Genomic DNA, 22,654 nt, shown 5'->3' with positions numbered 1-22,654 from the left:
GAGCGTGAGCGGCCGACAGCGTGAGCGGCCACGAACGTGGGCGGCCGACACCGTGGGCGGCCAAGCGCCTCAGCGGCCAACCCCATGAGCAGCCACCGGCTTTGAGCAAGGCTCAGTAAGGAGCGTGTACGAAATGCACTGTCTGGTCTTCCCCGGCCAGGGCGTACAGCGCAAGGGCATGGGAGAGGAGCTGTTCGAGCGGTACCCCCGGGAGACCGCGGCCGCCTCCGAACTGCTCGGCTTCCCCGTGGCGCGGCTGTGCCTCGACGACCCCGGCAACCGGCTCGCGGACACCCGCTACGCCCAGCCGGCCGTCTTCCTCGTCAACGCGCTGTCCTGGATGGACCTCGAACGCGAGGGCCGCGCGTACGACTACGTCGCCGGGCACAGCCTGGGCGAGTTCAACGCGCTGGTGGCCGCCGGAGTCCTCGACCTGATGGACGGCCTGGCGCTGGTCAGGCGCCGCGCCGAGCTGATGGCCGGCGTCACCGGCGGCGCGATGGCCGCGGTGGTCGGGCTGAGCCCGGAGCGGATCGAGGCGACGCTGCGCGGCGCCGGGGTCAACCTGGTGCACATCGCCAACCGCAACAGCGACCAGCAGGTGACGGTGGCCGGCGACCGGCCGCAGCTGGCGCTGTCGGTCAAGGCGCTGCGCACCGCGGGCGCCCGGGTACTGCCGGTGGCCGTCAGCGGCCCGTTCCACACCCCCCTGATGGCCTCGGCCGGGCGGGCGTTCACGAAGGTCCTGCGCGAGTACGAGTTCCGCGCCGGACACACACCGGTGATGTCCAGCGTCACCGGCGCGGAGTTCGCCGCGGACCAGGCGGTCACGCTGCTCAGCAGGCAGATCTCCAGCCCGGTGGAGTGGGTGCGCACGGTCCGGTCCCTGCGCGCGGCCGGCGTCGACCGGTTCGACGAGGTCAACGGCACCACCCTCACCGCCTTTATCGCACGGATCGCGGCACAGCCCACGGAGGAGCTCATATGACCACGGACATCGCCATCGTCGGACTGTCCGTCGAAGTGCCGGACGCCCCCGACCAGCACGCGTTCTGGGACGTCGTGCGCACCGGCCGCAGCCTCACCCGGCCGTTCCCGGCGCGGCGGCGCGAGGACATCGAGGAGTACCTGCGGTACTACCAGGACGCGGCACTGGTGCCGGACACCGAGGGCAGCCTCACCTTCCACAACGGCAGCTTCCTGGACCGGGTGGACCAGTTCGACCACGCGTTCTTCGGTATGACCCCGAAGCAGGCCGCCGTCACCGACCCGCACCAGCGGCTGGTGCTGCGCACGATGTACCGCGCCCTGGAGGACGCCGGATACACCGGCGACCGGCTGGCCGGCAGCCGCACCGGCGTCTACATCGGCTACGCCGGCAACCCCGGCGTGTCGTACATGGAGTACTTCTGCCGCGTCGATCCCGCGCTGGCGCAGCTGGGCATCACCGGCAACATCGTCACCATGCTGGCCAACCGGGTGTCGTACCTGTTCGACCTGCACGGCCCCAGCATGGTGGTCGACAGCGCCTGCTCGGCCTCGCTGCTGGCGCTGCACCAGGCCAGGTCCGCGCTGCTGCTGGGCGACTGCGAGATGGCCGTGGTGGCCGGCACCCGGGTGGTGCTGGCGCCGCTGCAGCACCCGCACACCCGGATCGGCATCGAGTCGTCCGACGGCGTGACCCGTACGTTCGACGAGAGCGCGGACGGCACCGGCTTCGGCGAGGGCTCCGGGGCGGTCGTGCTCAAGCGGCTGGACCGGGCGCTGGCCGACGGCGACCAGGTCTACGCCGTCGTCAAGGGCAGCGCGGTCAACCACGACGGCCGGTCCGAGATGATGACCGCGCCGGACTCGCAGTCCCAGGCGGAGCTGCTGGAGGCCGCGTGGCGGAACGCGGACGTCGACCCCCGCACCATCGGCTACTTCGAGGTGCACGGCACCGCCACCAAGGTCGGCGACCCGATCGAGTTCGAGGGGCTGCGGCGGGCGTTCGCCGCCCGGACCGACGACCGGCGGTTCTGCGCGGTCGGCACGGTGAAGGCCAACATCGGCCACCTCTTCGAGGGTTCGGGCGTGATGGGCGTGATCAAGGCCGCGCTCGCGCTGCGGCACGGCGTGATCCCGCCGCTGGCCAACTACGAGCGGCCGAACCCGGCGCTCGACCTGGAGAACGGCCCGGTGTACGTGCCGCTGGAGGCGCGCGAGTGGCCGGAGGGGGACAGCCCCCGCCGCGCCGGGGTCAGCGCGTTCGGCCTCGGCGGGACCAACGCCCACGTCGTACTGGAGGAGTTCGTCCCGGAGCCGGCGACGGAACCGGCAGCGGGCACGGATTCGCAACCGGCACCGGAAGCGGCGCCGGCCGGGGTGGGCCGGAAGCCCTGGCTGTTCACGCTCAGCGCGCGGACCCCCGCGTCGCTCGGCCGGCTGGTCACCGCCTACCGCGAGGCGATCGACGGCGGCCGGATCACCGGGAGCATCCGCGACGTGTGCTGGACGTCGAACATCTCCCGCGCCGGACACGAGCACCGGCTCGCCTACTCCGTGGCCGACCTGGCCGGGCTGCGGGCGGCGCTCGCGGCGACCGAGGCCGGCGAGGTGCCGGACGCCGCCGGCACCGAGGCCGCCCGCGACTGGGTCGGCGGCTCCCCGCTCGACCTGGGCGCGCTGTACGGCGACCACGGCGACCACCGGCCGAGGACCGTGCACCTGCCGCCGTACGAGTTCGACGAGACCCGCGCCTGGATCGACTTCCCCGAGAGCTGGCGCGACCGGTTCGCGCTGGCCGCGCCGCGGGTCGAGCACCCGCTGACCCACGAGGTGCGGTTCACGCCGGCCCCGCTCGCGGCCTTCGGCGAGGCACCGGCCAAGGTCATGGCGCTGGTGGGCCCGGCCTCGTCGGCCGCCGTGGCCGCCGCCCTGCCGCCGGACGCGGTGCTGCGCACCCCTGACGGCGCCGGCCCCGACCAGGACCGGCTCGCCGAGGAGCTCGCGGAGGAGCTCGTCGACGAGGAGTACACCCACCTGGTCTACGCGCCCGCCTTCGAGGACGCCCCGGCCGCCGACGCCGCGGAGCTGGAGCGGCGCGTCGACGAGCACCTGATCGGCCTCTTCCGGCTGGCGAAGGCGCTGATGCACGCGGGCGCGGCGCTCGACCTCGTGGTGCTGACCCGGCGGGCGCTGGCGGTCGTGCCCGGCGAGTCCGGCGTGGTCGTCGAAAACGCCTCGCTCGCCGGACTGGCCAAGGCGGTCGCCCGGGAGTACCCGTACACGACCGTCCGGCTGCTCGACGTCGACGACGCGGTGCCGGCCGAGCTGCTGCGGGAGGAGGTCCTCGCCTCGCAGAGCGGCGTGTACGCGCTGCGCGGCAGGGACAAGTACCAGGAGACCTTCGCCGAGCTGGCCGAGGTCCCGGCGGTCCGTGACGAGTACCTGCGGCCCGGCGGCGCCTACCTGATCACCGGCGGTCTCGGCGGCATCGGCCTGGAGACGGCCCGGCACTTCGCCGCCCGCACCCCCGGCATCCACCTCTACCTGCTCGGCCGCACCGCGCTGCCGCCCGAGGCCGAGTGGGACGCGGTCGCCGCCGACCCGCAGCACCCGGCCGCCGCGCGGGTCACGGCGGTCCGCGAGATCGCGGCGCTCGGCGCCACCGTGCACCCGGTGGCCGCCGACGTCGCCGACGAGGACGACCTGGCGGCGGTGCTGGCCGGTATCCGCGCAGCGCACGGCCGGGTGGACGGCATCGTGCACTCCGCCGGCGTGCCCGGCGAGAACCTCGTCGCGCACCAGGAGATCGCCCGAGCCGCCTACATCGTCCGGCCGAAGCTGCACGGCGCGTTCCTGCTGCACCACCTCACCCGGGACGACCGGCCCGACTTCGTCCTGCACATGTCCTCGGTGGCGTCGGTCTTCCCGTCGCTCGGGCAGGCGGACTACGCGGCGGCGAACAGCTACGTGGACCACCTGGCCCGCACCCTCAACACGCCGGAGCACCGCGTGGTCAGCGTCAACTGGGTGTCCTGGCGGGAGGTCGGCATGGCGCTGGCCACCGGCACCCACGAGGACATGGCCTTCCTGTCGCTGCGCACCCGCACCGGCCTCGGCCTGATCGACGCGGCGCTGCGCGGCGACCGGTCGGGCTTCTTCGCCGGCGGGATCAACTACGGCAACGAGCTGATGAGCATCCTGCCGACGTACACCCTCGCCCTCACCCCGGACCTCGCGGCCAAGATCGACGCGGGGATGGCGGCGCTCGCGGAGCGGAACAAGCACAACATCGCCCGGGTGCGCGAGACCGTCGAGTCCACCGAGGTGGTGCTCACCGGGCGGTCGGACGGCGACTACACCGAACGGGAACGGCTGGTGGCGCGCTGCATCGCGTACGCCCTCGGCCACCCGACGATCGACGTGGACGCCGACTTCCGGGACCTGGGCGGCGACTCGATCATGGCGCTGACCGTCGGAAACAGCATCTCCGCCTGCCTGGGCCAGCAGTTCGACACCTTCGACCTGCTGGCCGAGCGGACCGTGACCGCGCTCGCCCGGCTCATCGAGAAGAAGTACGACGCGGACGGCGCGGACGGCGCTGCCGGCACCGACGAACTGGGCGACGACGACGCGTGGCTCGACGAGCTGCTCGCCACGCCCGGGAACTGACGTGCCGGACCTCACGCGGGGCCCGGTGCTGACGGGCATCGTCGGTATCGCGGCCCCGCTGGCCCTGGCCGCCCTGCTCCAGCAGGGCTACCTGCTGATCGACAGCGCGGTCGTCGGCCGGTACGTGGGTGTCACCGGGCTCGCGGCGATGGGCGCCGGGCAGCCGCTGTACACGATCCTCAGCTCGCTGTTCACCGGCGTCTCCGGCGCGTTCTCGGTACGGCTCGGCCACCTTGCCGGAGCCGGGCGGCGCGACGATCCCAGCGCACTGCTGGCGCTCGCGTTCTGCACCGCGGCCTGGTCGGCGCTCTGCGCCGTGGCCGCGGTGCTGGTCGCCGGGCCGCTGCTGGCGCTGACCGGGGTGACCGGCGCGGTGGCCGGCGAGGCCCGTACGTTCGTCGTGACGCTGTGCTCCGGCATGCTCGCGATCTACGCGCTGGGGGCGGTGTGCGCGGTGCTGAACGGTCGCGGCGACGCCCGCCGCTCCACCGTCCTGCTGATCACCTCCAGCGTGCTGAACGCGCTGTTCGCCTGGCTGTTCGTGGGCGTCTGGCGGCTCGGCATCGAGGGCGCGGCGCTGGCCGTGCCGGCCGCCAACGCCGTGGCGGCGGCGGCCGGCCTCGTCCGCCTGGTCCGCGAGCAGCGGCGGCGGCCGCCCGGGGCGGTCGCCGTGACGGCCGCCACCGTGCGCGACGAGGTCCGGCGCGGCCTGCGGATCGGCGCCCCGATGGCCCTGCAGTACCTGCTGACCGGCGTCGGCATCCTGGTGCTGGTGTGGATCATCGCGCCGTTCGGCGCGGGGGCCGTCGCGGCGCTGACCGTCGTCACCCGGCTGGAGCTGCTGACCACCGCGCTGTTCCTCAGCCTGTCCGGCGCGCTGATGGTGTTCACCGCGCAGAACACCGGAGCCGGCCTGGCCGACCGGGTCCGCGAGGGGGTCCGCCGCACCGTGTGGCTGGGCACCACGCTCACCGCGGCGGTGTCGCTGCTGCTGCTCGCCGGACGCGGGCCGGTCGCCGCGCTGTTCTCCGGCAACGCGCAGACCCGCATGGTGACCGAGCGGTACATCCTCATCACGGCACCGTTCTTCCTGTGCTACTCCCTGATGATCGTGCTGCACGGCTGGTTCAACGGCATCGCCCGCGCCGTCGTGCCGCTGGTCTCCACGGTGATGTCGCTGGGCGTGGTCATGCTGCCGCTCTCCTACGCGCTGGCCCACGCGTGGGGGGTCGACGGCGTCATGTGGGCGGTGGTGATCGGCTGGTCCGCTGGGCTGGCCTACACCCTGCTGGCCACCTGGCAGACGGTCGCCGCGTCACGAGCCGGGCCGCGAAGCCGTACCGAGCAGGCCGCCCAGCCGGATGGCGCGGGCAGCCGGTAGGAGGGAAACCGATGATCCGTTCACTGTTCGTAGCCGACATCCTGCCCCGCCGCCCGGCCGGGGGCGCCGTCCAGCGGATGGACGTGGTCACCGGAGCCCTCGCCGAACTGGGCCCGGTGGACGCGCTGTTCCTCACGTCACCGGACGCCTCGCTGCCGCCGGAGGAGGCCGCCCGCTTCACCCGCGCCGGGCTCGCCCCGGTACCGCCGTACACGGGGGCGCGCGCCCTCCTGGAGATCGCCGGGCACGGGCCGTCCGCCGCCTACGCCCGGCACCAGCGCCGCACGCTCCCGCCCGTCCTGCCCGACTGGGCGACCGGCACCCGCTACGACCTGGTGTGGTTCAGCCGCGAACGCACCTGGCTGCCGCTGCGCGGACGGTTCACCGGCCGCACCGTCGTCGACGTGGACGACTTCGAGGACGTGCTGATCCGCCGCTGGGAACGGCTCGGCCGGGGCGTGTGGGGCGTGCCGCTGACACCGTGGCAGCGGCTCCAGGCGCGCCGCTCGATCACCTGGTGGGGCCGCGTCCACCGGCGGGTGGCGCGGGAGGCGGACCTGGCCGTGGTCGCCGGCGCCGGGGACGCCGTCCGGATGGGCGCGGGGCGGACGGCGGTGGTGCCGAACACCTACCCCGCGACCCGCCCGCCGGAGCGGCCGCGCACCGGCGGCGCGGTCATCCTCTTCCAGGGCTCCTTCGACTGGGCGCCCAACGCGGACGCCGCCGAGTGGATGGTCCGCGAGGTCCTGCCACTGGTCCGGGAGCGGGTGCCGAACGCGACCGTCGTCCTGGCGGGCCGGTCCGCCCCGGAGGTCGCCGCGCTGGCCGGCCCGCACGTCGAGGTCACCGGCACGGTCGCGAGCATGACGCCCTACCTGACGGCCGCCGACCTCGTCGTGGTCCCGCTGCGCGTCGGCAGCGGCACCCGCGTCAAGATCCTGGAGGCGTTCGCGCACGGCGTGCCGGTGGTCTCCACCACGATCGGCGCCGAGGGTCTCGACGTCGTCCCCGGTGAGCACCTCGCCGTCGCCGACACCGCCGACGGCCTGGCCCGGCACTGCGCCGACCTGCTCACCGACCGCGCCCGCAGGGACGCGACGACCGCCGCCGCGCGCCGCTTCCACCTCGGACGCCACCTCCCCGAGCACGCGGCCGCCCTCGTCCGGCAGGCCGCCCGCCAGGCCGTCGCGGGCGAACCCGTCGGTACGGCCGAGGGGGTGGCGGCGATGAGGTGACCGGTGGCGGCGGCCGGCCGGACCGGGATGTCGGGGGCGGCTGGTTTCATGGCGCCATGACCACCGTGCGCGAGACCGCCGCCCTCCTCCCCGACCCCGACGAACTCCGCGCACATCTCCGCGCGTTGGCCGCGACCGAGGCCGCGGTCGGCGGTGATCCGCAGTTCTGCTGCTATGTCTTCGACGCCGACTGGGGACCCGGCCAGGAGGCGGCCCTGATGGAGAACGGCTCGGGGGACGACTTCTCCGTCCTCTTCACCCCGGCCGGTGTGCTCATACGCGGCTTCGACCACGAGTCGGCGATGAGCCCGTACGCGACGGAGGACGAGCAGGTCTGGCCCGGCGTCATCGACGACGTGCCCGCCGCGCTGCGCCCGCTGCTGGACGAACCCGCCTTCTGGGACGAGGGCGTCGACGCCCCTCGGGTCACCGCCTGCCTGTGGCGGGAGACCGGCGACACCGCCTGGCGCACCGGCTCGTCCCTCGCCTTCCCCGCCGGCAGCGAGGACCCGGACGGCTCCGGTTTCCTCTTCCACCTCCTCACCGACCGCTCGCCCGAGGCCGTCCAGGCCTACTTCGAGGACTACTACGAGCGCACCGTCCCCCTCGACGCCGTCCGCCACGTCCTCGCCGGACACCCCCTCACCCCCGCGATCGCGGCCGCCCTCAACCCGGCCTCCCTTTCGGAGGACGCGCTGCTCCGCGGGATCGCCGCGCATCCGGAGGCCGCGTCCTACCTGGCCGGCGACGGTGAGTTCGACCTGGACCGCACCGACCCGATCGAGTCGATCGCCCTGCCCAACGGCCTTCCGGTGGAGCCTGTGGCCGGGTGCGGCGCGGGCGGCACCCACTACCTCTGCGGCCCGGCCGTCCCCGGCGGCCCCCGCCCCGTCCTCTACACCGACTCCGAGGGCCGGGCATCCCTGATCGCCGAGTCCCTGGCCGAGGCGCTCACCCTCGTCGCCGTCCTGCCGTCCTGGCACGACGCCCTGGACGGTTTCCGTCCCCCGGACCTCAACTCCGACTACCTCGACGACAATCCGGACCACCCCGGCGTCCGCGACCGCCTCCTCGCGGCCCTCGGCCTCCCCCCGGCCACCGACCAGGAGGTCCTGGACCGCCTCCTCACCACCGCGGCCCGTACCGTCTCCGACGGCTTCCTGCCCCAGGTCCCCGGCGAGGAGGGCTCCGCCTTCCAGCCGATGCTGCGGCCGCCCGCCGCGTAGGGCGGCCCCCGGCCGGCCGGCGGAGAGCGACACCGCCTCGGTGTGCGGACGGCGCCTCCGGTGGAGCACGACGGCCGCGCCCCCTCCGCCGACGGTTCCGGCGGGCGGGCGCGGCCGGTCAGACGTCGGCCACGCCCGCCGCCTGTTCCGGCCCGAGGTGCTCGGTTGCCGTGAGCCTCTCGTCGGTCATGCCCAGCCGGGCCTGTTCCTCCTCGACGATCCGGCGCGCCAGTTCGGTGTCCGACACGTCAGCCGCGTCCGGGGTCGCTTCGGCCACGGCGCTGGCTTGTGCCGCTCCGGTCCGTCCTTGACTGATCGTCAGGACCGAACTGGGCGGAGCGGAGCGGACCGGCATACCCCGCACCGGACGCCAAGGTGTACCACCGACGGAATGGGCCTGCCCAGGTGACGAAACGCAGTCGACGGTCGGCCGGGCATCTCGGCTCTTCGGCTCTGCTTGCGCTCGCACCGCAGCTGGCTCCCGTTAGGGGTCATCACCCGGTATCGCGGACACAGCTGCGCGGGATCGACGCCTGACGGAAGCCACGTTCCTGCAGGTCAGTCAATTCCGCCGGTTGCCCTAGGGGATGACGAGCAGCTTGCCGGTGGTACGCCGAGCCTCCAGATCGCGGTGAGCTTGGGCGACCTCGGCGAGCGGGTAGCGGGCCGTCACGGTGGTCTCAAGCGCCTTGGTGCGCACCAATTCAAGCACGTCGGCGGCGCGCCGGAGCAGCTCGGACCGATCGGCGATGAAGTGCCCGAGGCTTGGCCGGATCAGGGTCAGCGAACCGCCCTGGGCGAGCCGGATAGGGTCGAAGGGCGGCACTGCACCACTCGCGGCGCCGAAGAGCACCAGGTGGCCGCGGGTTCGCAGGCTGGCGAGGCTCGCATCGAAGGTGTCCTTGCCGACGCCGTCGAAGACGACTGGCAGGCCCTGGCCGCCATGGAGCCGCTTCACCTCGGCCGCGAGATCGTCCACTGCAGAGTAGAGGATCACCTCGGCGGCCCCGGCGCGGCGCGCCAGCTGGGCCTTCTCCGGTGTCGAGGTCGTGCCGATCACTACGCCGCCGAGATGGGTGATGAGCTGGGTCAGCACAAGCCCCATGCCGCCGGCAGCAGCGTGCACGAGCACCGTGTCGCCTGGCTGGACCGGGTAGGCGTCCTTGACGAGGTAGTGCGCCGTCATGCCCTGCAGCAGCGCGGCGGCGGCGGCCTCGAAGTCGACGCCGTCGGGCAGGGGCACGAGCCGGGAGGAGTCCACGACGGCCTGCTCGGCATAGGTGCCGGGAATCTCCACCCAGCCGACCCGGTCTCCCACAGCGACGTGGGTGACGCCGGGTCCAACCTCGAGGACCGTGCCGGCGCCCTCAGTGCCCGGGGTGAAGGGCAGCGGGAGGGTGTACCGGCCCTGGCGGTGGTATACGTCGAGGAAGTTGACACCGGACGCGGCGACCTCCACGACCGCCTGGCCCGGGCCGGGCTTCGGTTGATCAATGTCGACCAGTCGCAGCACCTCGGGACCGCCCACTTCGGAAACCTGAATCGCTCGCATGACCCCTCCTGAAACGGCTAACGTCCCTCACCAACTCCGGTCGTGGCGATCCGATTCCCGCTCGCGGTGAGGTGTCGTAGCCGTCTCGTGTCCACGTGGGAGAAGGGTGCCACCGACGGAATGGGCCTGCCCAGGTGACGAAACGCAGTCGACGGTCGGCCGGGCATCTCGGCTCTTCGGCTCTGCTTGCGCTCGCACCGCAGCTGGCTCCCGTTAGGGGTCATCACCCGGTATCGCGGACACAGCTGCGCGGGATCGACGCCTGACGGAAGCCACGTTCCTGCAGGTCAGTCAATTCCGTCGGTTGCCCAAGGTGTCTTGCTCGCCGTCCCTCAGCGTTCCGAGGTCTGTGCGACCACGGCCTTACGCACGGCCTCTGTTATTTGCTCTGCCGCCTCCGCACGCACCATGCCCAGGTGCACGTACGCCTTCCCGGAGTGCGTGACTATCGGGCGTACACGGCTCCACCACGGGCGCACCCGATGAACGCTCCAACTCCCCACGGAGGAAACGTTCCAGAGGCTCGATCGGCTTCATGCACGCGGGGCAGGTCTCGCCCGAAGGGGCATAGGTCACGTACTCCCACTGACTGCGTCCGTGTCCGCCGTTCTGCCCACCATGCGATGACCTCCCCGAAACAGCCTGACCCAGACGGAGAAAACAAGAAGGGGCCAGACCCGAAGATCTGGCCCCTGACCTGGGGTTTTCTACCCTGACCAGCCACTTCGGCCGATCAAGGAATCAGGCACTACACGTTGAAGCGGAACTCCACCACGTCGCCGTCCTGCATGACGTACTCCTTGCCTTCCATGCGGGCCTTGCCGCGGGAGCGGGCCTCGGCCACGGAGCCGGCGTCGACGAGGTCGTCGAAGGAGATGACCTCGGCCTTGATGAAGCCCTTCTGGAAGTCCGTGTGGATGACGCCCGCCGCCTCCGGGGCGGTCGCGCCGCGCTTGATGGTCCAGGCGCGGGACTCCTTGGGGCCGGCCGTGAGGTAGGTCTGGAGGCCCAGGGTGCGGAAGCCGACGTGGGCGAGGGTGGCCAGGCCCGGCTCCGTCGCGCCCACGGACTCCAGCAGCTCCATCGCGTCCGCCTCGTCGAGCTCGGCGAGGTCGGCCTCCAGCTTCGCGTTGAGGAAGATCGCCTCGGCCGGGGCGACCAGCGCGCTCTGCTCGGCCTTGAACGCCTCGTCGGTCAGCTCGTCCTCGTCGACGTTGAAGACGTAGAGGAACGGCTTGGTGGTCAGCAGGTGCAGGTCGTGGAGGAGCTCGACCCGCTCGGTGCCCTGGACCAGGCCGTGGGAGAAGAGGGTGTCGCCCTTCTCCAGGATCTCCTTGGCCTCCTCGACGGCCTTGACCTTCGGGAGGGTGTCCTTCTTGATGCGGGACTCCTTCTGGAGCCTCGGCAGCACCTTCTCGACGGTCTGGAGGTCGGCGAGGATCAGCTCGGTGTTGATCGTCTCGATGTCGTCCTTGGGCGAGACCTTGCCGTCCACGTGGATGACGTTCTCGTCCTTGAAGGCCCGGATGACCTGGCAGATCGCGTCGGACTCGCGGATGTTCGCCAGGAACTTGTTGCCCAGGCCCTCGCCCTCGGAGGCGCCGCGCACGATGCCGGCGATGTCCACGAAGTCGACGGTGGCCGGCAGCACCCGGACGGAGGAGAAGAGCTCCGCGAGCTTGTCCAGGCGCGGGTCGGGCACACCCACCACGCCCACGTTCGGCTCAATGGTGGCGAACGGGTAGTTGGCCGCCAGCACGTCGTTCTTGGTGAGGGCGTTGAAGAGCGTCGACTTGCCGACGTTCGGCAGGCCGACGATTCCGATGGTGAGCGACACGTGAGGTCTTCCTGGAGAAGGTGCGGGCACGGGCTGGCCGCCCCCAGTCTACGGGCCGCCGCCAGGCGCCCCGCCCCGCTCGAACACTCCCGTTCGAACCGCCACCCAGGAGGGCGAATCCGCGTGTCCCCGGGCTGCGCGCCCGCCGGGCGCCGCCTACGTTGGGTAGGTGGAGCAACACAGTGCGCCGACCGGCGCGGGCACTCCGGGCGGCGCCGTGCGCCAGGCCGCCCCGGCTCTGCCGCCGCCCCGGCCCCACAGGCCGGGCCGCCACGGGCGCCGTCGTGCGCTGGTCCGCCGCCGCCCGCGTCCGCGAACCCGGTGCCGCGGCTGCCGTCGCACCTCCCGAAGCGCCCCGGCCCGCGCCGGGCGGCTCGGACGGCGGCGGCCCGGACGGCGGCCGCGGGAAGCTCCCGGGCGTCCTGCGCGTGCTGCTCGCGCTGCGGAGGCCCCGGGCCCGCCTGACCGGCCTGGGCACCGGCGCGCTGACCACCGTGGTGACGGTCCTGGCCGGGCTGCTCGACTCCGCGCTCTTCGACGGCCCCGGCACGTTCTTCGGCGTCGCCTTCATCGCCGTGTGCGTCGCCGCCGCGTTCTACGTGCGCCCCTACGACCTGGTGGCCGCGCCGGTGGCGGCCCCCATCGCGTTCGCCCTGGCCATCACGCTCACCGCGGGCGGCGGGGGCGGCGGGCTCGCCGGACGGCTGATGGGCGTCTTCACCGGGCTCGCGCTCATGACCGGCTGGCTCTACACCGGTACGGTGCTGGCCGCCGTGATCGTGGTCGTCAGAGCTTTGCGGCTGCCATCGCCGCGCCCACGATCCCCGCGTTGTTCTGCAGCTCCGCGGGGACGATCGGCGCGCTGACGCCGTGGATGTGCGGCAGGAACTTGTCGGCCTTGCGGCTGACCCCGCCGCCGATCACGAAGAGGTCCGGCGAGAAGAGCATCTCCACGTGCGCCAGGTACTTCTTCAGCCGGTGCGCCCAGTGCTCCCAGCTCAGCTCCTCGTCCTCGCGGGCCTTGACCGAGGCGCGCTTCTCGGCGTCGTGTCCGTGCAGTTCGAGATGGCCGAGTTCGGTGTTGGGCACCAGCGTGCCGTCGACGAAGACGGCGCTGCCGATGCCGGTGCCGAGGGTGAGCATGATGACGGTGCCGCCGTGGCCTCGGCCGGCGCCGAAGGTCATCTCGGCCACGCCGGCGGCGTCCGCGTCGTTGAGGACCACGACCGGCTGGCCGAGCCGGTCGCCGAGCAGCGTGCGGGCGTCCGTGCCGATCCAGTGGCGGTCGACGTTCGCGGCGGTGCGGGTGACGCCGTCCACCACCACGCCCGGGAAGGTGATCCCGATCGGGCCCTGGTAGCCGAAGTGGGCGACCACCTCGGCCACCCCCTCGACGACGGCCTCGGGGGTGGCCGGATGCGGCGTAGCAACCTTGCACCGCTCGTCCGCCAGGTCGCCCTTCTCCAGGTCGACCGGGGCGCCCTTGATGCCCGTACCGCCGATGTCCACACCGAACACGTTCATGGCCTCCACGTTAAGGGCGGACGGCGTTCGCCACCTGTTCGGCGGATGTCCCCCGCTCGCCGGACGTCAGTTGTTGGCTTCCCCGGCGGCCAGCTCCGCACGCAGGTCCCGGCGCAGTTCCTTGGGCAGCGAGAACTGGATCGACTCCCGCGCGGACGTCACCACCGACACGTCGCCGAAGCCGCGCTCGGCCAGCCACTCCACGACGCCCTCGACCAGGATCTCCGGCACGGAGGCGCCGGAGGTGACGCCGACGGTGCGGACGCCCTCCAGCCAGCCGTCCTCGCACTCCTCGGCGAAGTCGACGAGGTAGGAGGCGCCGGCGCCGGCCTGGAGGGCGACCTCCACCAGCCGGATCGAGTTCGAGGAGTTGCGGGAGCCGACGACGATCACCAGATCGGCCTCGGCGGCGATCTGCTTCACCGCGACCTGGCGGTTCTGGGTGGCGTAGCAGATGTCGTCGCTGGGCGGCGAGACCAGCTGCGGGAAGCGCTCCTTGAGCGCGTCGACCGTCTCCATCGTCTCGTCCACCGAGAGCGTGGTCTGGGAGAGCCACACCACCTTGGACTCGTCACGCACGGTGACGTTCGCGGCGTCGGCCGGGCCGTCGACGAGGTGCATGCGGTCCGGCGCCTCGCCCATCGTGCCGATGACCTCCTCGTGGCCCTCGTGGCCGATGAGGAGGATGTCGAAGTCGTCGTTGGCGTAGCGGACGGCCTCCTTGTGCACCTTCGTGACCAGGGGGCACGTCGCGTCGATGGAGGCGAGCTTCCGCTCGGCCGCCTCGTCGTGGACGACGGGTGCCACGCCGTGCGCGGAGAAGATCACGATCGACCCCTCGGGCACCTCCTCCGTCTCGTCGACGAAGACAGCGCCCTTCTTCTCCAGGGTCTGCACGACGTACTTGTTGTGCACGATCTGCTTGCGCACGTAGACCGGGGCGCCGTACTGCTCCAGCGCCTTCTCTACGGTGATCACGGCACGGTCCACGCCCGCGCAGTACCCGCGGGGGGCGGCGAGCAGGACACGGCGGGAGGAGTCAGAGCTCATGGCGACCATCGTACGGTGCGGGTCCTCGCTGTCGGCGGGGCGCACTAGGGTGCGGACATGGCGGTGAGCACGTCGGCGGATGCGCCGATCCCGGTCGGAGAGGTTTCGCGGCTGATCGGAGGGTGGATCGACCGGCTCGGAGCGGTGTGGGTCGAGGGCCAGATCACCGAGCTGTCGCGCCGTCCCGGCTTCGGGGTGGTGTTCATGACGCTGCGCGACCCCTCCCGCAACGTCTCCATCTCCGTCACCTGCTTCCGCGCGGTGTACGAGCAGGTCGCCGACGTGGTGGGCGAGGGCGCGCGGGTCGTGGTGCACGCCCGGCCGGAGTGGTACGGGCCGCGCGGCACCCTCTCGCTGCGGGCCGCGGAGATCCGGCCGGTGGGCATGGGCGAGCTGCTGGTGCGGCTGGAGCTGCTGCGCAAGGCGCTGGCGGCCGAAGGACTGTTCGAGGCCGCCCGCAAGCGCCCGCTGCCGTTCCTGCCCGGGCTGATCGGCCTGGTCACCGGCCGTGCCTCGGCGGCCGAGCGGGACGTACGGGAGAACGCCCGGCTGCGCTGGCCCGCGGTCCGCTTCGAGGTCCGCAACGTGCCCGTGCAGGGCGCCAACGCGGTGCCCCGGATCGTCGAGGCGGTGCGGGCGCTGGACGCGCACCCCGAGGTGGACGTGATCGTGCTCGCCCGGGGCGGCGGCAGCGTGGAGGACCTGCTGCCGTTCTCCGACGAGCAGCTGGTGCGGGCGGTCGCGGAGTGCCGTACGCCGGTGGTGTCGGCCATCGGCCACGAGCCGGACACGCCGCTGCTCGACCTGGTGGCCGACCTGCGCGCCTCCACGCCCACCGACGCGGCCAAGCGGATCGTGCCGGACGTCCGCGAGGAGCTTGCCCGGGTGCGGCAGGTGCAGGACCGGGCGCTGCGGGTGGTGCGGGGGCTGCTGGAGCGCGAGGAGCGCGGGCTGGCGGCGGCGCTGAGCCGCCCGGTGCTCGCGGCGCCGCGGCGGATGGTGGAGGAGCGGGAGGCGGAGGTCGCCGGCCGGCTCGACCGCGCCCGCCGCACCGTCGGGCACCTGCTGGAGCGCGCCGACGCCGACCTCACCCACACCCTGGCCCGCGTCGTCGCCCTCTCCCCCGCCGCGACGCTGCGGCGCGGCTACGCGGTGCTCCAGCGCGAGGACGGCGCCGTCGTCCGCGATCCGGGGGAGGTCTCCCCCGGCGACCCGCTGCGGGCGCGGGTGGCGGAGGGCGGGTTCGCGGTACGGGTGGAGTCGTCCGACCCGGCAGGAGGTTGAGCGGCGCCGGCACAGGGAAGCGGCGGGGCTCTCGGCGACTGGTCGAGGACCGGTCGGCAGCTGGTCGGCTCGTCAGGGGTTGCTCAGGACTGGTCGGGGACCAATAGGCCGACCGGCCGGGGCTGGTCGGGGTCGGTCGGAGGCTGGTCGGGGCTACTTTCCCAGGCTCTCCAGCCCCGTCCGCAGGTCGTCCACGGTCATGACGGGCTTGAACGAGATCTTCGCGCCGGAGGCGAAGAGCGGTTCGGCGGCCGGGGGGATCTCCGAGGCGTCCTTCATGTCGAAGACCATCAGGCAGCAGCGGTCGCCCTCGGAGTCGGTGAAGTAGGTCGCCTCCGGCTTCAGGTGCTCGACGACCCCCTCGATCATCTTCTGCAGGGTCCCGTCCGCCACGGCCCGGTTGGCGGTCTCGGTGTCCAGTCGTGCGGTCAGCAGCATCCTCATGACACGTGCGTCCTTTCGGCGAACGCACCCGAGGTTCCACGCCCTGCGCACCAGGGCCGGCCCCGGGCGCCTTCCCCTCCAACGGTCCTCCGGCGCCAGGCCCGCCGCAACTTCCCCCCTCCCCTCCGGGGACCTGGTGGGCGCCAGGAACCCGTACCCGTCAGGTGACCGCGCCCGCCGGGGCCTTCGTGTGCAGCGGCTTGTCGTAGCCGGTGAACGTCACGGTCGTCGGGTGCGGGTCCGAGGTGGTGTAACGGACCACCCTGGCCGGGCCCTCCGCCGCCACGTCGAGCGTGGTGCTGCCGTCGTCGCTCTTCTGCGTCACCGGTATGACGAGCTGCCCTGCAACCGTCTTGGGGGCGCCTTTCGACTTGGCGCCGCCGAAGTCCTGGACGACGTTCTGCACGACCGGGGAGATGCTGCAGGCCATCGAGATCTCCGGTATGGCGAAATGGGTGAGTTCGTCGCCGAACCACACCCCGGCGACGTTCTTCTCAAGGTCGTCGCCGAAAACAGGGTCGGCGAGGAGGATCTTCCACATGCCGACGTCGGCCTTGACGTAAGAGATGGCCCCGACCTGGATCACCTGTCCGCTGCCGGCGCGGGCGGCCATCTTGGCCGTGCAGTCGCCGTCGGTGGCGAGGGTGGCGGTGATGTGGAGGGGGACGTGCTGGTCGTCGACGGTGTCCATGGTGAACGAGACGGAGGTCGTCGCGTTCATGGCAGCGTTGGCGCGGTCCCAGATCTGCTGGGCGGTCAGCCCGGCGGTCTTCCCGCTCGGCGGCTGGGTGGCCTTCGGGGTGGCGCCGGTCGTGGCCGGAGCGGCACCCGGCACGGTGATGGAGGCGGGGTCGGGCACAGAGGCCAGCACCTGGGACGGAGTAATGGCGGCCGCGGCGGCCTTGGAGGCGCGGCCGGCATCGCCGGCGCTGTCGGCGTCGTGGCCGCCGCAGCCGGTGAGGGCGGCGAGGGACAGCAGCGCGGTGACGACGGCGTACCGGCGCGGCCGGGCGGCACGGGGGCGGTTCACGGAACAGGCGTCCTCTCGGGGCGGAGTTGTCGCGGCCCTGGCGTGGACACGCTCTTGCACGCGAATGGACGCACGCTAGTGGACAGCGCCGTCAGAGGTACGCCCTAGGCTTGCGGACATGGCAGACCAGGAGCCCAAGGCGACCTCGACCCTCGGCTACGAGCAGGCGCGCGACGAGCTGATCGACGTGGTGCGCCGCCTGGAGGCGGGCGGCGCCACCCTGGAGGAGTCGCTCGCCCTGTGGGAGCGCGGCGAGGAGCTGGCCCGGGTGTGCCGCCGCTGGCTGGAGGGTGCCCGCGCCCGCCTGGACGCGGCGCTGGCCGCGGAGGAGGCGGAGGAGCTCGCCGAGGGCGCGGCCGAGCAGGCCCGCGTCGACGCGGAGGAGGCCGGGCACCGTACCGGGCAGGCGTCGGGAGACACCCCCGAGGACGCCTGACGTCTCATAGGAGAATCCGGCCCCCGGTCCGCTCATAGGAGCATCCGGCCCCCGGTCCACGCCACCCGGGCAAGCCTCCCGGGCCCGCTGCCCCCCGCACAACGGCAGCCTGTCCGGCTCGGGTTCAGGCCCGGCCCGGCGTCACCTCGTCCTCCGGCCGGTCCAGCCACACGCGGGTGCCGGCGGGGTCCACGCTGAGGCCGAACCGGTCCAGGCCCGGGCGTCCCCGCGCGCGCCACCAGCGCACGGCGGCCTCGGTCTCGTCCCACAGGCGGCGCGGCCCGGACTGCCACACCGCGTTCTCCCGGCCGCCGTCCCGCAGGACCGCCACCGCCCAGGACCGATCGGTGCGGCTGTAGTACCAGATGGGCCGGGTGTCGCCGCGCTTGCCCGCCACCGCCTGGACGCAGTGAGGCACCCGCAGCCCGAGGACGAACGCGGCCGGGAGCAGTTCCTCGGCGCTGAGCATGGTGGCGGACTCCTCGGCACCGGCCGTGCCCTGCGGCGGGACGTGTTCGGCGTGGCGTACGGCGGTCCGCTGCGAGCGCATCTTCATGAACTCCACGGGCCGCGTGAACCGGCCCTCCGCCCGTCCGTCCGCCACTTCCAGCCGCACCACGGCGTCGCCGTTGTCGAAGTGGGTCCCCCAAGGCGCCACCACCAGCCCGCCGGGCGCGGTCTGCGCCACCCAGGCGTACGGGATCTCGCGCAGGCCGCAGGTCGCAACGACCCTGTCGTACGGCGCCCCGGCCGGGTGCCCGGCGAAGCCGTCGCCGACGACCAGCGCGGGACGGTAGCCCGCCCGGTCCAGCGCCGCACGCGCCCGCGCAGCGACAACCGGGTCCACCTCGACGCTCGTCACGTTCGCGTCGCCGAGCCGGTGGCACAGCAGTGCCGCGTTCCAGCCGGTCCCGGTGCCGACCTCCAACACCCGTCGTCCAGGCTCCACTCGGAGGTCGTCCAGCATCCCTGCCACGACCGACGGCATCGAAGCGGACGACGTGGACACCCGGCCCGGCTCGCGGCCGGCGTGCTCGCCGTCGTCCCACTGGGTGACGATCGGTACGTCGGCCTCGGCGTACTCCTGCCAGCCGGACGGATCCAGCGCGCGGTCGACGGCCACGGTCGTACGGCGGGCCATGTCGTACGGCCACACCAGGTCAGGCAGGAAGGCGGCCCGTGGCACCTGGGCGAAGGCCGCCTCCCACCCGGGCGCCGGGGCGTCCCACGCGGCCGGGGGCCGGCCCGGCACGGGCCGGCCCCCGGTAGCTCCGGTAGCACTCACTTGCGGTGCGTCCCGTCCCCGGGCGGCGTGGTCCCGTCCGGCGACGGCGGGTCCTGCGGAGGCGACCACGGCGTCCCGGGGTGCCCGTCGCCTTCCTCTCCACCGGCGGTGGTGACGACGTCCAGCTGCTCCATCGGCCCTACCCCTTCACTGTGTTCGGAATGGGGACCCGCGCATTCCGCTCCCGCCGGGTCCGTTGTCGATCCCAGTGAAGCGCCTGACAGTAGCTACGCCTATCCCGTTTCCCGTTCCCGCAAGAACCCGTCCCGCACCGCCGCCATGAACTCTTGGGCATCCGGCCCGGAAAGAGCGGCAGCGGCGAACCCCTCGAATTTTCCTACGTACAGGGCAACATCACGCGGCTCAGTGATCGCCAACTCGGCGTGGACGATCTCGACGGTCACGACCCGGTCGTCCCGAATAACGAACGCGTGGTTGGGCACGTCGTGCTGCGGTGCATCCAGGACAACGATCCGCACATCCACGTTCGGCAGTCGGGACACGGAAATGATCCGGTCCAACTGCCCTGCCATCATGGGCGGCGGAACAAGGCGCCAGCGCAGCACGGATTCCGTGATGACGAAACGGAGCTCCTTGGCGCCATCGTAAAGCACCCTCTGGCGGTCCATGCGTGCCTGCATGGTCCGGGTCAGCTGGTCCTCGCTCAGCCCGTGCCGGCTCAGTACGGCGCGCATGTACTCGGGCGTCTGCAACAGTCCCGGCACGAGGGCCGATTGGAAGAGCCGCAGCAGCGTCATTCGCGCTTCCAGCCCCTGGACCTGCAACTGAGCCCGATGCGTGCCCATACGTCGCGTCTGACGCCACGTCGTGGAGTCCATTGACGCTGCTCGAGCCGCCGCAAGGATCTCCGACCCGGAGTCCTCGGGCCCGCCCACAGCCACGAGCAGATGCTCGACGTCCACGAGGGACGGGGTTACCTTCCCCGTCTCGATCCTGCTGAGCTTGCTCGCGGACATGGCCGCGCTGCGGGCGACGACCTTCGCCTCCTTGCCGGAGGCCAGTCGCAACGCCCGCAGCGCAGGGCCGATTTCCTCTCTGTTCACCAGCCGCCGTGCTTCGCCCACCACGCTTCGAAGGGCTCCGCTTCAGCCAACGCGATGTCGCGGTTGGCGGCGAACTCCCGTGCCCGACCGGCCGGCAGAGTCTCCCTCTCGGTCACCGCACCGTGCTCGTCATAACGCAGGATGACCGCGTGAGCGCTGTCGAAGAGCCAGAAGTCCGGGACGCCAGGCAGGGGATTGGGGTGCTGGGTGGTGTCGAGAACAAAGAACTCCTCGCCGCCTGTGGCGTTCTTCCGGTAACCCCATCCCAACTCGAACCGCAGGTAGGGAGTCAAGGGCCGCGACAGGATGTGGACGCGGTAAATCCGCTTCCCCTGGCCAGTGTGGCCACGCAGTTCGTTGATCCAGCTCTCGTTGTAGTCGGCGGACTGCGGACACCCGGCCAGGAATGCCTGGTAAGCGGCCGTGTTGCCGGAGCCACTGTAATCATCAAGGGTCTCCAGCCGGAACGCTTCTCGTTCGAAACCGTCGAACAGCTCAGCGAGACTCATGGACATGCAGGCCCCTTCGCACCAGATCGAGCACCAGCTCCGTCGGAATCTCGACAACCGTCTCATGCGCGGGAAGGTTGAGGCCGTGGTCGGCCGGAGTCTCCCCTTGGACCAGCAACGTTTCGCGGTCTGTCACATAGATGGTCGGGCAGTCCTTCAGATCGCAAACACTGACGAGTTGGGTGACTTTCATGCGGGTTCCCCTCCGACAGTTCGCCTAGTCCTGAGTGAATGCTCGCGAGCAACAGCCGCCGGTGCAAGGGGAACGGCTTTTCAGGACGGGAAACGCGGCGGAAACGACCGTGCCCGGGACGCCACAGCGCTCCCGGGCACCAGAGGTGGCGCGTTCAGGCGGACGGGAACTCCGCCTCACGGACGGCGGTGAGGAAGGACGACCACGCGTCGCGGCTGAAGGCGAGGGCAGGGCCCTGCGGGTCCTTGGAGTCGCGGACCGGGACCACGTCGTGCGCAGTCGCGTATGACGGCGCCCACTCGACGCAGTTACCGCCCTCGGGGCCGCTGTAGGTGCTCTTGATCCACACCAGCGCCGTACCGACGAGATCAGGGGTGTTGCTCATCTGACGTACTCCTCTGCGATGCCTCGGATGAAGTGAAGCGAGGCGTCAGGCGAGAGCGCTGCGGCGCGAAGCCAGTCGTACGTGGCACGAGCACTTGCCACTGCGGCGGCCGAGTCGTTCACATGCCCCCCTTCCCTGCTCTCCGTGTACAGGACGGACTCCCCGCCCTCCAACGTGAGGAGGATAAACGGGAGGGAGGCTGCGGGAGCACCAGCAGAGAAGGGAAGCACCTGGATCACGACGTGCGGCGAAGCCGCCTCCGCGCACAGGTACTCCAACTGCTCGGCCATGACCGCTGGTCCGCCGACCAGGGTTCGGAGCACCGCCTCATGCAGGACGACCCACAGCAACGGCGGCGCGTCACGGGCCATGACGTCGTGGCGGCCCAGCCGGGCCGCGACCCGGGCCTTGATCTGCTCCTCGTCGTCGCGCGGATGGAACATGCGGAGCGTCGCCTCCGCGTACGCGGGCGTCTGGAGCATGCCCATGATGAACGAGTTGGAGTAGTCGCAGATCTCGGTGGCCTGCTGCTCCAGCTTGATGTACGGCACGAACCAGCCGGGGTGGCCCCGTTCGCTCATCTCCTCGCGGAGGCGGACGAAGTATCCCGTCGTCTCGAAAAGGCGGTCGCACGACTCCGCGAAGGGCAGCGACGCGAGCCGCTTACCCCCCTCGACGTGTGTCACGTAGGACCGCTCGTATCCGGCCTCGTCGCCGATCTGCTGCTGCGTGAGCCCTCTCCGCTCCCGCGCGATCCGGATCTCCCGCCCCAGGAACCTGGCCCCGTCCTGCCGCTCCTCGCCGCTCACAGCGCCCATCTCCGCTCAGTCCCGCCCCTCAGCGTGCACCTTTGCACACCGGGTGTTATGGGGCGATCGTATGGGCGCTCAGGCGCGACCGAGGTGGAACAGCGAAATACGGATATATGAATGCCCCAGGGGTATGCCCCACCGCCCTGCCGCCGCCTGCCCGCCGCTCTTCCCCTGGTCTGGTCGGCGCGCGGTCACCGGCGCATACCGCGTCGCACCGGTCCGCACCGGCGCCACGTGCGAGAACGCTCTTCTCACCGAGCACGCCGGGAATCACCCGGAATGCATGCCATGCCAGAATTCGCGGTATGACCAATGCCAAGGACATCGTCCGCCAGTTTCTTCTGCAGGTGCGAACGGGGCTGCACCCGGACCGGGCCGATCGCTTCATGGCCGGTCGGGTCCAGGCCCACCAGGTGGTCTCCGAGGCGCCGGTGGTCGTGGAGCGCACACCTCAGCAGTACGCCGAACACGTCCAGGAGATGCTCGACGCGTACGGCGACTTCACTCTGACCGTGGACGAGCTCATCGCCGAGGACGATCGGGTCTACGCCCGCTGGACCCAGGTCGGAACCCATGTCGGTCCGATCGACCACTACCCGCCGACCGGTGCGCAGATCACGGAGACGGCCAGCGCGGTCTATCGCGTCGAGGACGGCCTGATCGCCGAGTACTGGATCCAGATCGACCGGCAGGGAATCACCGCCCAGTTGGAACAGGCCGCCGCTGGGCGCTGAGGGGAGCGCCCAGCCGA

At 71.9% G+C, this 22,654-nt stretch carries 23 protein-coding genes; 9 read left to right on the top strand and 14 right to left on the bottom strand.

Translation table 11 applies throughout. The features are described 5' to 3' along the window. The first annotated feature begins 133 nt into the window (after window positions 1-133). From BS72_RS21800 to BS72_RS21780, 5 genes are read left to right on the top strand one after another with little or no spacing between them, the layout of a single operon-like run. On the top strand, window positions 134-988 hold the full coding sequence (locus BS72_RS21800; protein WP_037912810.1) for an ACP S-malonyltransferase: 855 nt from the start codon (window positions 134-136) through the stop codon (window positions 986-988). Continuing rightward, the gene (locus BS72_RS32615) at window positions 985-4,656 is read left to right on the top strand and encodes a type I polyketide synthase (protein WP_051951400.1); all 3,672 of its coding nucleotides are present in this window, start codon (window positions 985-987) and stop codon (window positions 4,654-4,656) included. Before BS72_RS21800 ends, BS72_RS32615 begins: the two co-directional genes overlap by 4 nt. 1 nt (window position 4,657) lies before the next feature. Continuing rightward, entirely contained in the window at window positions 4,658-6,037 is a 1,380-nt protein-coding gene (locus BS72_RS21790; protein WP_037912808.1) for an MATE family efflux transporter, read from the top strand. Window positions 6,038-6,048: 11 nt separating this feature from the next. Further along, a complete protein-coding gene (locus BS72_RS32610; RefSeq protein ID WP_051951398.1) occupies window positions 6,049-7,272 on the top strand; it encodes a glycosyltransferase in 1,224 nt (407 codons plus the stop codon). A 56-nt stretch (window positions 7,273-7,328) separates the two neighbouring features. Beyond that, window positions 7,329-8,498 carry a hypothetical protein gene (locus tag BS72_RS21780; RefSeq protein ID WP_037912806.1) on the top strand — a complete coding sequence of 390 codons (1,170 nt, stop codon included), beginning with the start codon at window positions 7,329-7,331 and terminating at the stop codon, window positions 8,496-8,498. A 118-nt stretch (window positions 8,499-8,616) separates the two neighbouring features. Here BS72_RS21780 and BS72_RS34505 read toward each other — a convergent pair whose 3' ends face one another. The 3 genes from BS72_RS34505 to ychF all read right to left on the bottom strand — a co-directional run bounded on the left by BS72_RS34505 (window position 8,617) and on the right by ychF (window position 11,887). Continuing rightward, window positions 8,617-8,775, bottom strand: coding sequence for a hypothetical protein (locus BS72_RS34505; protein ID WP_198546041.1), 159 nt, complete (start codon window positions 8,773-8,775; stop codon window positions 8,617-8,619). 303 nt (window positions 8,776-9,078) lie between these two features. Further along, complete coding sequence (locus BS72_RS21775; protein WP_037912803.1) at window positions 9,079-10,050, bottom strand: quinone oxidoreductase family protein; 972 nt, start codon at window positions 10,048-10,050, stop codon at window positions 9,079-9,081. A 748-nt stretch (window positions 10,051-10,798) separates the two neighbouring features. Continuing rightward, complete coding sequence (ychF, locus tag BS72_RS21770; protein ID WP_037912800.1) at window positions 10,799-11,887, bottom strand: redox-regulated ATPase YchF; 1,089 nt, start codon at window positions 11,885-11,887, stop codon at window positions 10,799-10,801. 284 nt (window positions 11,888-12,171) lie between these two features. Here ychF and BS72_RS32605 point away from each other — a divergent pair, with 284 nt between their 5' ends. Then, window positions 12,172-12,753, top strand: coding sequence for a DUF6542 domain-containing protein (locus tag BS72_RS32605; protein WP_157856299.1), 582 nt, complete (start codon window positions 12,172-12,174; stop codon window positions 12,751-12,753). Here the strand turns inward: BS72_RS32605 and ppgK are convergent. Together ppgK and BS72_RS21755 are read right to left on the bottom strand one after the other, a co-directional pair. Then, the gene (gene ppgK / locus BS72_RS21760; RefSeq protein ID WP_037912799.1) at window positions 12,674-13,411 is read right to left on the bottom strand and encodes a polyphosphate--glucose phosphotransferase; all 738 of its coding nucleotides are present in this window, start codon (window positions 13,409-13,411) and stop codon (window positions 12,674-12,676) included. The genes BS72_RS32605 and ppgK overlap by 80 nt on opposite strands. Window positions 13,412-13,477: 66 nt before the next feature. Continuing rightward, window positions 13,478-14,461: a 4-hydroxy-3-methylbut-2-enyl diphosphate reductase gene (locus tag BS72_RS21755; protein ID WP_407638996.1), complete on the bottom strand. Its 984-nt coding sequence runs from the start codon at window positions 14,459-14,461 to the stop codon at window positions 13,478-13,480. 57 nt (window positions 14,462-14,518) lie between these two features. Between BS72_RS21755 and xseA the strand changes: the two genes are divergently transcribed. Then, entirely contained in the window at window positions 14,519-15,745 is a 1,227-nt protein-coding gene (gene xseA, locus BS72_RS21750) for an exodeoxyribonuclease VII large subunit (protein ID WP_037912797.1), read from the top strand. A 153-nt stretch (window positions 15,746-15,898) separates the two neighbouring features. Here the strand turns inward: xseA and BS72_RS21745 are convergent, their stop codons facing one another. Beyond that, the gene (locus tag BS72_RS21745) at window positions 15,899-16,189 is read right to left on the bottom strand and encodes a hypothetical protein (RefSeq protein ID WP_037912794.1); all 291 of its coding nucleotides are present in this window, start codon (window positions 16,187-16,189) and stop codon (window positions 15,899-15,901) included. Window positions 16,190-16,349: 160 nt separating this feature from the next. Next, window positions 16,350-17,219 carry a hypothetical protein gene (locus BS72_RS21740; protein ID WP_037912792.1) on the bottom strand — a complete coding sequence of 290 codons (870 nt, stop codon included), beginning with the start codon at window positions 17,217-17,219 and terminating at the stop codon, window positions 16,350-16,352. A 118-nt stretch (window positions 17,220-17,337) separates the two neighbouring features. Here BS72_RS21740 and BS72_RS21735 point away from each other — a divergent pair, with 118 nt between their 5' ends. Then, entirely contained in the window at window positions 17,338-17,655 is a 318-nt protein-coding gene (locus BS72_RS21735) for an exodeoxyribonuclease VII small subunit (RefSeq protein WP_078901534.1), read from the top strand. Between the two features lie 124 nt (window positions 17,656-17,779). Here the strand turns inward: BS72_RS21735 and BS72_RS21730 are convergent, their stop codons facing one another. From BS72_RS21730 to BS72_RS21705, 7 genes are all read right to left on the bottom strand, one after another. Further along, entirely contained in the window at window positions 17,780-18,907 is a 1,128-nt protein-coding gene (locus BS72_RS21730; protein WP_232792497.1) for a methyltransferase domain-containing protein, read from the bottom strand. A 29-nt stretch (window positions 18,908-18,936) separates the two neighbouring features. Then, on the bottom strand, window positions 18,937-19,074 hold the full coding sequence (locus BS72_RS37395) for a hypothetical protein (protein ID WP_198545933.1): 138 nt from the start codon (window positions 19,072-19,074) through the stop codon (window positions 18,937-18,939). 99 nt (window positions 19,075-19,173) lie between these two features. Next, window positions 19,174-20,028, bottom strand: a complete 855-nt coding sequence (locus BS72_RS21725) for a helix-turn-helix domain-containing protein (RefSeq protein WP_232792496.1) — start codon at window positions 20,026-20,028, stop codon at window positions 19,174-19,176. Beyond that, entirely contained in the window at window positions 20,001-20,519 is a 519-nt protein-coding gene (locus BS72_RS21720) for a DUF6879 family protein (RefSeq protein WP_037912790.1), read from the bottom strand. Before BS72_RS21720 ends, BS72_RS21725 begins: the two co-directional genes overlap by 28 nt. Next, window positions 20,500-20,706, bottom strand: a complete 207-nt coding sequence (locus BS72_RS21715; RefSeq protein ID WP_037912789.1) for a hypothetical protein — start codon at window positions 20,704-20,706, stop codon at window positions 20,500-20,502. Before BS72_RS21715 ends, BS72_RS21720 begins: the two co-directional genes overlap by 20 nt. A gap of 154 nt (window positions 20,707-20,860) precedes the next feature. Further along, window positions 20,861-21,091, bottom strand: coding sequence for a DUF397 domain-containing protein (locus BS72_RS21710; RefSeq protein WP_037912787.1), 231 nt, complete (start codon window positions 21,089-21,091; stop codon window positions 20,861-20,863). Next, window positions 21,088-21,909: a helix-turn-helix domain-containing protein gene (locus BS72_RS21705; protein ID WP_037912785.1), complete on the bottom strand. Its 822-nt coding sequence runs from the start codon at window positions 21,907-21,909 to the stop codon at window positions 21,088-21,090. The genes BS72_RS21710 and BS72_RS21705 overlap by 4 nt, the downstream gene beginning before the upstream one ends. Before the next feature lie 299 nt (window positions 21,910-22,208). Between BS72_RS21705 and BS72_RS21700 the strand changes: the two genes are divergently transcribed. Beyond that, window positions 22,209-22,637 carry an ester cyclase gene (locus BS72_RS21700; protein ID WP_037912784.1) on the top strand — a complete coding sequence of 143 codons (429 nt, stop codon included), beginning with the start codon at window positions 22,209-22,211 and terminating at the stop codon, window positions 22,635-22,637. The last annotated feature ends 17 nt before the right edge of the window (window positions 22,638-22,654 follow it).

It is taken from the genome of Actinacidiphila yeochonensis CN732 (genome assembly GCF_000745345.1).
In the GTDB taxonomy this organism is placed as follows: Bacteria; Actinomycetota; Actinomycetes; order Streptomycetales; family Streptomycetaceae; genus Actinacidiphila; species Actinacidiphila yeochonensis.
The sequence above is the reverse complement of the archived record's forward strand: the minus strand, read 5'-3'. Positions and strand labels throughout refer to the sequence as shown.